Origin of the sequence: Streptomyces boluensis (assembly GCF_009908195.1) — a bacterium.
In the GTDB taxonomy this organism is placed as follows: Bacteria; Actinomycetota; Actinomycetes; order Streptomycetales; family Streptomycetaceae; genus Streptomyces; species Streptomyces boluensis.
Genome location: NZ_JAAAHS010000034.1, coordinates 22276 through 32666, shown reverse-complemented (window position 1 = coordinate 32666; position 10391 = coordinate 22276). Strand labels below are relative to the sequence as shown.

Here is a 10391-nt window from a genome sequence, read left to right as displayed (position 1 = left end):
CGGCGCCCCTGCCCGCACGGCCCCGCCGCCGAGCCGCCCGAGCGGCCCCTGGAGCGGGGGATGCGGACCGCGTGAGCAGGCCGGTACGCCGTCACGAGCACCGCGGCGGGGACTCCGTTCAAGCCGCCACCCGTCCGGGCCTACGCTGGAGACATGAGTACGTTGCGAGGCCGGGGCACGGTCGAAGGTCTTCCTGACTGGGACCGCTGTGCGGTGATGGGGGTCGTCAACGTGACGCCCGACTCCTTCTCCGACGGCGGCCGCTGGTTCGATACCACCGCGGCCGTCAAGCACGGCCTCGACCTGGTCGCCCAGGGCGCCGACCTGGTCGATGTCGGCGGCGAGTCCACCCGGCCCGGCGCCACGCGCGTGGACGAGGCCGAGGAGCTGCGCAGGGTCGTGCCCGTCGTGCACGGCCTCGCCTCCGAGGGCGTCACCGTCTCCGTGGACACCATGCGCGCCTCGGTCGCCGAACAGGCGCTCACCGCGGGCGCCGTGCTCGTCAACGACGTCAGCGGCGGCCTCGCCGACCCCGCGATGATCCCCATGGCCGCCGCCAACCACGCGCCCTTCGTCGTCATGCACTGGCGCGGCTTCAGCCAGGACATGAACAACCGCGCCGTGTACGCGGACGTGGTCGCCGAGGTCGTCAGCGAGCTCCACGCGCGCGTGGAGGCCGTTGTCGCGGGCGGTGTGGCACCCGAGCGGATCGTGCTCGACCCGGGCCTCGGCTTCGCCAAGGAGGCCGACCACGACCTCGCCCTGGTGGCCCACATGAAGGAGCTGCGCTCCCTCGGCCTGCCGGTCCTGGTCGCAGCCTCTCGGAAACGTTTCCTCGGCCGCGTCCTGGCCGACGGCCCGGACTCCGCCCCGCCGCCCGCCCGCGAACGGGACGCGGCCACCGCCGCCGTCTCCGCCATCGCCGCCCATGAAGGCGCCTGGGCGGTGCGCGTCCACGAGGTCCGTGCCACCGCCGACGCCGTCCGCGTAGCCCGCGCCGTAGAAGGAGCCCAGTGACGCCCCATACCGACGTCGAAGCCGTCGAGACCGCCAACACCGCCTATTACGAGGCCATGGAGCGCGGCGACTTCGAGGCGGTCTCGGACCTCTGGCTGGCCGCGACCGGCGTCGACGACCCCGCCGACCTCGTCTCCGCCGTGCACCCCGGCTGGCCGGTGCTCTCCGGCCGCGGCGAGGTCCTCAGGTCGTACGCCCTGATCATGGCGAACACCGAGTACATCCAGTTCTTCCTCACCGATGTGAACGTCTCGGTGCACGGCGACACCGCCCTGGTGACCTGTACGGAGAACATCCTCAGCGGCGGCCCCGCCGAGGAGGGCGCCGACCTGGGCCCGCTCGTCGGCCAGCTCGTCGTCGCCACCAATGTGTTCCGCCGCACATCCGGCGGCTGGAAGCTGTGGTCGCACCACGCCTCGCCGGTACTCGCCGAGACGGACGACGAAGAGGACACAGAAGGCGGCGAAACACCCGCCTGAGTGGGTACGGAACCCCCGAGGAGGTTGGATTCCCCGCCTCCGGGGTATGGGCGGCTACCAGTCACGGACCGACATGTCCATAGCCCCCATGGGCAAGCGCTGTCGGTGCTCGCAGGTAGATTCGAATGGGCCTCGCGACTTGACCGCACTCGGCGCGGGCCCGCCGAACCGACGATTGCAGGAGTGATTCGCGTGGATCGTGTCGCGCTGCGCGGCCTCAAGGCCCGAGGACACCACGGTGTCTTCGCCCATGAACGCGAAGAGGGCCAGACCTTCATCGTGGACCTCGTCCTGGGCCTGGACACCAGGGCGGCCGCGGCCGACGACGACCTGACGAAGACCGTGCACTACGGCGTCGTGGCCGAGGAGGTCGTGGCCGTCGTCCAGGGCGAGCCCGTCGACCTCATCGAGACCCTCGCCGAACGCATCGCACAGCAGTGCCTGAAACACGAGGGCGTCCAGGAGGTAGAGGTGGTCGTGCACAAGCCCGAAGCACCCATCACCGTGCCCTTCGACGACGTCACCATCACCATCACCCGGAGCAGCGCATGAACACGCAGAGCGACCCGACCGTACAGCCGGTGCCCGCCTCCGTGGTGGAACAGGTGGATGCCGCGGACGTCACCCTCAACAACCCGAAGTTCGCCGTCGTCGCCCTCGGCAGCAACCTCGGCAACCGCCTGGAGACCCTCCAGGGAGCCGTGGACGCCCTGGAGGACACCCCGGGCCTGCGCGTGAAGGCCGTCTCCCCGGTGTACGAGACGGAGCCCTGGGGCGTCGAGCCGGGCAGCCAGCCCGCGTACTTCAACGCGGTGGTCGTCATCAAGACCACCCTCCCGCCGTCCTCGCTCCTGGAGCGGGCGCACGCGGTCGAGGAGGCCTTCCACCGGGTGCGCGACGAGCGCTGGGGCCCGCGCACCATCGACGTCGACATCGTCACGTACCAGGACGTCGTCTCCGACGACCCGAACCTCACGCTGCCGCACCCGCGCGCGCACGAGCGTGCCTTCGTCCTCGCCCCCTGGCACGACGTCGACCCGGAGGCCCAGATCCCCGGCCGCGGCCCCGTCGCGCACTTCCTCGCCCAGGTCACCCGCGCGGGCGTCGTGCCCCGCGCCGATCTGGAACTCCGGCTGCCCGAGTAGTCGTTAGGGTCAGCACGGGCCCCGTGTCAGGGCCCGCACGGACCGCTGGACGAAGCACGACGAAAGAGGCGACCGCCACCGTGAAGCTGCTGCGCATCCGGACGCTGATCGGCCTGTTCCTGGTGGCCGGAGTGCTGTCCTGGTCCGGCGCCAGGCTCTGGGACTCGTTCGGCGAACTGCCCGGCGTGCCCCTGGCCGCACCGATCGTCCTCGCCGTGATCGCCGTCGTCCTGCTCGCGACCGCGCTCTCGTTCCGCTCCAGGCTGCGCGCCCAGCGCGACCGCAAACCCGGCGCCAAGGGCGTGGAGCCCCTGATGGCCGCCCGCGCGCTGGTCTTCGGCCAGGCGAGCGCCCTGGTCGCGGCCCTGGTGACGGGGTTGTACGGCGGCGCGGGCGTCTTCCTGCTCACCCGGCTCGACGTCCCCGCCCGCCGCGACCAGGCGATCTACGCGGGCTTCTCGGTCCTGGCCGGCGCGTGCGTGATCGCGGCGGCGCTGTTCCTCGAGCGGGTGTGCAAGCTCCCGGAGTACGACGACAAGGACAACGGCGAGGGCGGCGCGGCGGCGGCATAGCCCCGCCCGCCGCGCCACACCGGAGAGCGCCCCCGACTCCCCGCTACAGCAGCGTCCCGCCCGACACGACCGTCTCCCGCAGGATCGCGTCAAGGCGGGCCGAGACCTCCGCGGGCAGCGTCACGCGCGCGGCGGCGAGGTTCTCCACGATGTGCGCGGGCGTCCGGCTGCCCGGGATGGGCACCACGTGCGGGTCCTGGTGCAGCAGCCACGCCAGCGCCAGTTGGGCCGGCGTGAGGCCGAGCTCCGCCGCGATCCCGCGCACCGGCGCGAAACGGTCATGGTTGGCCTGCCGGTTGGCCGCGTCGAACCGCGGCATGTTCTGCCGGAAGTCCCCGTCCTCCACCGCACCGACCTGCCCGGTCAGGAACCCGGCGCCGAGCGGCGACCAGGCGGCCACGCCGACGCCCAGCTCCCGTGCCGCGGCGAGCAGTTCGGCGTCGACCGGCCGCCACATCGACCACTCCGCCTGCACCACCGCCACCGGGTGCACGGCGTGCGCGGCCCGCAACTGCCCGGCCGTGACGTTGGACAGACCCAACTGCCGTACGAGCCCGTCCTGGATCAGCTCGGCCACCGCACCCACGGTGTCCGCCAACGGCACCTGCGGGTCGGGGAAGTGCGGGTAGTACAGGTCGATGCGGTCCGTCCCGAGCTCCCTGAGGCTCGCCTCGGCGTACCCGCGTACGTACTTGGGGTCCGCGTTGACCGCCAGCTCCCCGAAGGCGAAGCCGACCGGGAAGCGGTGCGGCTCGGCGCCCTCCGCCAGCCGGAAGCCGAACTTGGTCGCGAGCACCACCTCGTCGCGGCGGGCGCGCAGGGCCCGGCCCACGAGGCGTTCGTTGTGCCCGTCGGCGCCGTACCCGTCGGAGGTGTCGAAGAACGTGGCGCCCGCGTCGGCCGCCGCGAGCAGCGCCCGCTCGGCACGCGCGTCGTCGATGTCGCCGTACACACCAGGCGACAGCACCATCGCCCCGAACCCGAGGGCGGAGACTTCCAGTTCACCGAGGCGACGCGTCGGCAGAGTGTCATCAGTCATGGCAGTCATGGCCGGAACAGTTCCACAACTGCCAAGGCGTGCCCAGGAGTTGTCCAGGACACGGACCCGGAACTACACGCTCCGGGCCACCACGTCACGATGTCACCGCATCACGGTTTCACCGCGTCACCGCGTCACCGCGTCACCGCGTCACCGGGCTCACTTCGCCATGATCAGGCTCATCGCCTCGGCCCGGGTCGCCGGGTCCCGCAGCTGCCCGCGCACCGCCGAGGTCAGCGTCTTCGCGCCGGGCTTGCGGACCCCGCGCATCGTCATGCACATGTGCTCGCACTCGATGACCACGATCGCCCCGCGCGGCTCCAGGATCTCCATCAGGGAGTCGGCGATCTGCGTGGTCAGCCGCTCCTGCACCTGCGGGCGGCGGGCGAACACGTCGACGAGCCGGGCCAGCTTCGACAGGCCGGTGATCTTCCCGTCCGACGACGGGATGTACCCGACGTGCGCCACACCGACGAACGGGACCAGGTGATGCTCACAGGAGCTCATGACCTCGATGTCCTTCACCAGGACCATCTCGTCGTGGCCCAGGTCGAAGGTGGTGGTCAGCACGTCCTCCGGCTGCTGCCACAGGCCCGCGAATATCTCCCTGTACGCCCGCGCCACCCGGCCCGGCGTCTCGCGCAGCCCCTCGCGGTCCGGGTCCTCTCCGACGGCGATGAGCAGCTCGCGTACCGCGTTCTCGGCCCGCTTCTCGTCGAACTCGCCGATCGAGCTCACGCCGTCCAGCGTCACCGGGTCGGTCATCTCTGTGCCTCGTTCCTTCTTACGACGGGCAGCGCGTCTCTGCGTCTGCCGTGCTGCGCACAAAAATGCCGCGCCCCCCAAGGCTAGAACCAGGGGGGCGCGGCATCCATTCCGGGCCTGCTGTGCCGGCCGGGAGCCGGAGATCAGCTCTCGGGACGGTCCTCCGGTGCGGGGGCCTTCGTCAGGTCCGCGGGCGCTGCCGTCGTCTCCGTCGCCGAGGCGGTCACCGCGGGGGTGCTGCCGTTGGCGCCGTTGGTGAGCGACAGTTCCTTCGGGGAGAGCACCGGCGGCCGCGTCGACGGCGTGCGCCGCGAGGAGCCGGTCCACGCCGGGCGGGCCGGGCGGCGGACGATCTGCGCGAAGATCTCGGCGATCTGCTCCTTGTTCAGCGTCTCCTTCTCGAGGAGCGCCAGGACCAGCTTGTCGAGGATGTCGCGGTTCTCGACCAGGATCTCCCAGGCCTCGTTGTGCGCCGTCTCGATGAGCTTCTTGACCTCTTCGTCCACCAGCGCGGCGACCTCTTCCGAGTAGTCGCGCGGGTGGCCCATCTCGCGGCCGAGGAACGGTTCGGTGTTGTCGCCGCCGAACTTGATGGCGCCGAGCCGCTCGGTCATGCCGTACTGCGTGACCATGGCGCGGGCCGTGGCGGTGGCCTTCTCGATGTCGTTCGCGGCACCCGTGGTCGGGTCGTGGAAGACGAGCTCCTCCGCGGCGCGCCCGCCCAGCATGTACGCGAGCTGGTCGAGCATTTCGTTGCGCGTGGTGGAGTACTTGTCCTCGTCCGGGAGCACCATCGTGTAGCCCAGGGCACGGCCGCGGGACAGGATCGTGATCTTGTGGACCGGGTCGGAGTTCGGTGAAGCCGCCGCGACCAGGGCGTGACCGCCCTCGTGGTACGCGGTGATCTTCTTCTCCTTGTCCGACATGATCCGGGTCCGCTTCTGCGGGCCCGCGACCACACGGTCGATCGCCTCGTCCAGGAAGTGGTTGTCGATCAGCTTCTTGTCGCTACGGGCCGTCAGGAGGGCGGCCTCGTTCAGGACGTTGGAGAGATCGGCACCGGTGAAGCCGGGGGTGCGACGGGCGACGGCCGAGAGGTCGACGTCCGGGGCGACCGGCTTGCCCTTCTGGTGGACCTTGAGGATCTCCAGGCGGCCCTGCATGTCCGGGCGGTCGACGGCGATCTGCCGGTCGAAGCGGCCGGGGCGGAGCAGCGCGGGGTCCAGGATGTCGGGCCGGTTGGTGGCGGCGATCAGGATGACGCCGCCCTTCACGTCGAAGCCGTCCATCTCCACGAGCAGCTGGTTCAGCGTCTGCTCGCGCTCGTCGTGACCGCCGCCCATACCGGCACCACGGTGCCGGCCGACCGCGTCGATCTCGTCGACGAAGACGATCGCCGGGGCGTTCGCCTTGGCCTGCTCGAAGAGGTCACGGACTCGGGAGGCACCGACACCGACGAACATCTCGACGAAGTCGGAACCGGAGATCGAGTAGAACGGGACGCCCGCCTCGCCCGCGACAGCACGCGCGAGGAGCGTCTTGCCCGTACCGGGCGGGCCGTACAGCAGGACGCCCTTGGGGATCTTGGCGCCGACGGCCTGGAACTTCGCCGGCTCCTGCAGGAACTCCTTGATCTCGTGGAGTTCTTCGACGGCTTCGTCAGAGCCGGCGACGTCGGAGAACGTCGTCTTGGGGGTGTCCTTGGTGATGAGCTTGGCCTTGGACTTCCCGAACTGCATGACTCGGGAGCCGCCGCCCTGCATCTGATTCATCAGGAACAGGAAGACAACGACGATGAGAACGAAGGGAAGCAGCGAGAGCAGGATCCCGAGGAACGGGTTCTGCTTCGACGGCGAGACGGTGTACCCGTCCTTGATGTCGCCGTTCTCGTAGTTCTGCTGCAGCTTGGTGGCCAGCTGGGCGCCCTGGTCGCCGATGTAGCTCGCCTGAATCTTGGTGCTGCCGCCGTACTTGCCCTTGTCGGCGCCGGGCTTCAGTTCGACCTTGATGGTGTCTTCGTCACCGGTGGTGAGCTTGGCGGTCTGCGCCTGCTTGTCGTCGATGGCCTTGATGACCTGGGCGGTGTCCACCGTCTTGAAGCCGCCGGACGAGCCGACGACCTGCATCAACACGACCACGGCGAGGACGGCCAGCACGATCCACATGACCGGCCCACGGAAGTATCGCTTCACGTCCATCCATACGGAGCGGTGTCGCCCCGTCCCTCCTGCCATAGTGAGTTTGATAAAGACTGTTCTTCGGACGGTACCCCAGCATTGTCACCCGAAGGCGCAGGGGACGGCGGGCATTCCCGTCTTCCCATGCTCCAACGGCGGGAACACCGCAAGGGTTCCCGTGAAGTACGCGAACGGCTTCAGCCGCCGTACACGTGTGGAGCCAGAGTGCCGACGAACGGCAGGTTCCGGTACCGCTCCGCGTAGTCCAGGCCGTACCCCACGACGAACTCGTTGGGGATGTCGAAGCCGACCCACTTCACGTCGATCGCGACCTTCGCGGCGTCCGGCTTGCGGAGCAGCGTGCAGACCTCGAGGGACGCGGGCTCGCGGGAGCCGAGGTTGGAGAGCAGCCAGGAGAGGGTGAGGCCGGAGTCGATGATGTCCTCGACGATCAGGACGTGCTTGCCCTTGATGTCGGTGTCGAGGTCCTTGAGGATCCGGACCACACCGGAGGACTGGGTCCCGGCGCCGTACGACGACACCGCCATCCAGTCCATGGTGACCGGGGTGGACAGGGCACGCGCCAGGTCCGCCATGACCATCACGGCGCCCTTGAGGACACCGACGATCAGGAGGTCCTTGCCCGCGTACTCCGCGTCGACCTTCGCGGCCAGCTCGGCCAGCTTCGCGTCGATCTCTTCCTTGGTGATGAGCACCGACTCCAGGTCGGTGCCCATGTCTTTCGCGTCCACCCGCACATCACTTTCGGTTCGCCGTGTGTCAGCCCTGCCGGATGACAAGTCTGCCACCCTGCCGTCGAGCCTCCACTCGGCCGGGGAGGTTGATGCCTCCCTGACCCCGCCAACCGGTGATCAGCCGGTCGACCTCCTCGATGTGCCGGGCGAACAGCGAACCGGCGGGAGAGCCCGCGGCGATCAGCGCTCGGCGCAGCACACGGCGGCGTACGGCGGGCGGCAGGGCGTAGAGCTTGGCGCACTCCAGGAGCCCGTCCGTGTCCCGTACGGACGACTCGGCCCGCGCGGCCCAGTCGTCGAGGGCGTCGGCGTCGTCACGGGAGAGCTGGGCCGTACGCGCGAGGGCCTCGACGACTCCTTTGCCGAGTGCCTTCTCCAGGGCGGGCAGCCCTTCGTGGCGGAGCCGGGAGCGGGTGTAGGCCGGGTCGGCGTTGTGCGGGTCGTCCCAGACGGGCAGCGACTGGACCATGCAGGCCTTGCGGGCGGTCTGCCGGTCGAGGTGCAGGAAGGGCCGGCGGTACCGGCCGCTGACGCCGGGTCCGCCGGAGACGGCGGCCATGCCGGACAGGGAGCGGATGCCGGAGCCGCGGGCGAGCCCGAGCAGGACGGTCTCCGCCTGGTCGTCGCGGGTGTGGCCGAGCAGGATCGCGTCGGCGCCGTGCTGTTCGGCGGTGGCGTCGAGTGCGGCGTACCGCGCGTCGCGGGCGGCGGCTTCGGGGCCGCCGTCACGGCCCACGGAGACGGCGACGGAGGCGACGGGGTCGAGGCGCAGGGCGGTCATCCGGGCGACGACCTCGGCGGCGCGCAGGTCGGAGCCGGACTGCAGACCGTGGTCGACGGTGACGCCACCGGCGCGGATGCCGAGCTTGGGGGCCTCGAAGGCGAGGGCGGAGGCGAGCGCCATGGAGTCGGCGCCGCCGGAGCAGGCGACGAGGACGAGCGGGGCGCGGGCCGGTTCGGGCGCGGGGTTCGCGGCCGGTCCGCCGACGGGGGCGGCGTGCGTCGCGAGGTCGCGGGCGGCGAGATCGGTGAGGACGTCGTGGAGTACGCGGCGGACCGCCAGGCGTATCGCCGCGACCGCTGGATGGGGACCCATGGTCCGGTTCCCTTCGTGAAGTTGGGGAGGTGTGCCTCGGGTGGAGTCGCTGTGGAGTCACTGGAGATCGTTTACTCCGAGTGCAGTCACTCAGAGTGTGTCGATGGTGACAGAGACGAGCGGCTACCCGAGCATCGCACGCCTACCCTTGGCTCACGGTCCCTCGGAAGGGTGATTACGGCGGCTCACTTCTGCCGCCCGCGGCGCGGCACTCATGACTCTGTCCTACGGTGCACCCTCGCGACCCAGTCCGCCGGTTTGGCGATCTCCGCCTTGGTGGGGAGGGTGTTGGGCGAGGTCCAGACGCGGTTGAAACCGTCCATGCCGACCTCCTCGACGACCGCGCGCACGAACCGCTCGCCGTCCCGGTACTGCCGGAGCTTGGCGTCGAGGCCGAGGAGCTTGCGCAGCGCCTGGTCCAGGCGGGAGGCGCCCTTGGCGCGGCGCTCCTTGAACTTCTCCCGGATCTCGCCGACGGACGGCACCACCGCGGGTCCGACGCCGTCCATCACGTAGTCCGCGTGCCCTTCGAGCAGCGACATGACGGCGGTCAGGCGGCCGAGGATCTCGCGCTGGGCGGGGGTCTGCACGATCTCCACGAGGGTCCTGCCGCCCTCGTCCTCCTCGTCCGAGCGGTTGCCCGCGAGCGACGACGCGGCCTCGCGCAGGCGCTCGAGGACCGTCATCGGGTCGACCTCGGTCTCGCCAAGGAATGACTGGATCTCGCCCTCGAGGTGGTCGCGCAGCCACGGCACGGCGGTGAACTGGGTGCGGTGGGTCTCCTCGTGCAGGCAGACCCAGAGCCTGAAGTCGTGCGGGTCCACGTCGAGTTCACGCTCCACGTGGACGATGTTCGGCGCGACCAGGAGCAGGCGGCCGCCGCCGTTCGCCCCCGCGGGCAGGTCGCGGCTGGGCGGGGCGAAGGTCTCGTACTGCCCCAGTACGCGCGAGGCGAGGAACGAGAGGAGCATGCCGAGCTCGACCCCGGTGACCTTGCCGCCGACGGCGCCCATCATCGCGCCGCCCGCACCGCCGCCGCGCCGGTCCTCCATCTTGTCCAGGAGCGGCTTGAGGATCTCCCGGAACCCCGCGACGTTCGCCCGCACCCAGCCGGCGCGGTCGACGACGAGTACGGGGGTGTCGTGGGCCGCGTCGGTCGCCATCCTGGTGAAGGAACGCACGTGCTCCTCGGACGACTTGGCGTGTGCGCGGAGCTCACTGACGACGGCGCGCGCCTCGTCCCGGCTCACCTCTGGCCCCGGCCGTACGAGCCGGGTCGCGGTCGCCACCGCGAGATTCCAGTCGACCATGCCTGAAGATGCAGCACCACCGATGCTCGTCATGCG

Annotated in this window: 11 protein-coding genes; 5 read left to right on the top strand and 6 right to left on the bottom strand. The window is 70.5% G+C overall.

What is annotated here, in order from left to right:
• Nucleotides 1–153: 153 nt before the first annotated feature.
• From folP to GUY60_RS07525, 5 genes are all read left to right on the top strand, one after another.
• The gene (gene folP, locus GUY60_RS07545) at nt 154–1017 is read left to right on the top strand and encodes a dihydropteroate synthase (protein WP_161695113.1); all 864 of its coding nucleotides are present in this window, start codon (nt 154–156) and stop codon (nt 1015–1017) included.
• A complete protein-coding gene (locus GUY60_RS07540) occupies nt 1014–1496 on the top strand; it encodes a nuclear transport factor 2 family protein (protein ID WP_161695111.1) in 483 nt (160 codons plus the stop codon). Before folP ends, GUY60_RS07540 begins: the two co-directional genes overlap by 4 nt.
• Before the next feature lie 192 nt (nt 1497–1688).
• Entirely contained in the window at nt 1689–2048 is a 360-nt protein-coding gene (gene folB, locus GUY60_RS07535; RefSeq protein ID WP_161695109.1) for a dihydroneopterin aldolase, read from the top strand.
• A complete protein-coding gene (gene folK / locus GUY60_RS07530; protein ID WP_161695107.1) occupies nt 2045–2641 on the top strand; it encodes a 2-amino-4-hydroxy-6-hydroxymethyldihydropteridine diphosphokinase in 597 nt (198 codons plus the stop codon). Before folB ends, folK begins: the two co-directional genes overlap by 4 nt.
• 80 nt (nt 2642–2721) lie before the next feature.
• Complete coding sequence (locus GUY60_RS07525) at nt 2722–3213, top strand: DUF3180 domain-containing protein (RefSeq protein ID WP_161695105.1); 492 nt, start codon at nt 2722–2724, stop codon at nt 3211–3213.
• 43 nt (nt 3214–3256) lie between these two features.
• Here the strand turns inward: GUY60_RS07525 and GUY60_RS07520 are convergent, their stop codons facing one another.
• From GUY60_RS07520 to GUY60_RS07495, 6 genes are all read right to left on the bottom strand, one after another.
• Nucleotides 3257–4261 carry an aldo/keto reductase gene (locus tag GUY60_RS07520; protein ID WP_161695103.1) on the bottom strand — a complete coding sequence of 335 codons (1005 nt, stop codon included), beginning with the start codon at nt 4259–4261 and terminating at the stop codon, nt 3257–3259.
• A 150-nt stretch (nt 4262–4411) separates the two neighbouring features.
• Nucleotides 4412–5017, bottom strand: a complete 606-nt coding sequence (folE, locus tag GUY60_RS07515; protein WP_161695101.1) for a GTP cyclohydrolase I FolE — start codon at nt 5015–5017, stop codon at nt 4412–4414.
• A 143-nt stretch (nt 5018–5160) separates the two neighbouring features.
• Entirely contained in the window at nt 5161–7215 is a 2055-nt protein-coding gene (gene ftsH, locus GUY60_RS07510) for an ATP-dependent zinc metalloprotease FtsH (protein ID WP_161695099.1), read from the bottom strand.
• A gap of 176 nt (nt 7216–7391) precedes the next feature.
• Nucleotides 7392–7931, bottom strand: a complete 540-nt coding sequence (gene hpt, locus GUY60_RS07505) for a hypoxanthine phosphoribosyltransferase (RefSeq protein WP_161695119.1) — start codon at nt 7929–7931, stop codon at nt 7392–7394.
• A gap of 43 nt (nt 7932–7974) precedes the next feature.
• Entirely contained in the window at nt 7975–9045 is a 1071-nt protein-coding gene (gene tilS, locus GUY60_RS07500) for a tRNA lysidine(34) synthetase TilS (RefSeq protein ID WP_161695097.1), read from the bottom strand.
• Nucleotides 9046–9257: 212 nt separating this feature from the next.
• Complete coding sequence (locus GUY60_RS07495; protein ID WP_161695095.1) at nt 9258–10388, bottom strand: Rv3626c family coenzyme F420 biosynthesis-associated protein; 1131 nt, start codon at nt 10386–10388, stop codon at nt 9258–9260.
• Nucleotides 10389–10391: the final 3 nt, after the last annotated feature.

Bases quoted from the DNA above. Each gene is read 5' to 3' on its own strand.
- tilS (WP_161695097.1), bottom strand. From the start codon at position 9,045: ATGGGTCCCCATCCAGCGGTCGCGGCGATACGCCTGGCGGTCCGCCGC.
- folP (WP_161695113.1), top strand. From the start codon at position 154: ATGAGTACGTTGCGAGGCCGGGGCACGGTCGAAGGTCTTCCTGACTGG.
- hpt (WP_161695119.1), bottom strand. From the start codon at position 7,931: ATGGGCACCGACCTGGAGTCGGTGCTCATCACCAAGGAAGAGATCGAC.
- folK (WP_161695107.1), top strand. From the start codon at position 2,045: ATGAACACGCAGAGCGACCCGACCGTACAGCCGGTGCCCGCCTCCGTG.
- GUY60_RS07495 (WP_161695095.1), bottom strand. From the start codon at position 10,388: ATGACGAGCATCGGTGGTGCTGCATCTTCAGGCATGGTCGACTGGAAT.
- folE (WP_161695101.1), bottom strand. From the start codon at position 5,017: ATGACCGACCCGGTGACGCTGGACGGCGTGAGCTCGATCGGCGAGTTC.
- GUY60_RS07520 (WP_161695103.1), bottom strand. From the start codon at position 4,261: ATGACTGCCATGACTGATGACACTCTGCCGACGCGTCGCCTCGGTGAA.
- ftsH (WP_161695099.1), bottom strand. From the start codon at position 7,215: ATGGACGTGAAGCGATACTTCCGTGGGCCGGTCATGTGGATCGTGCTG.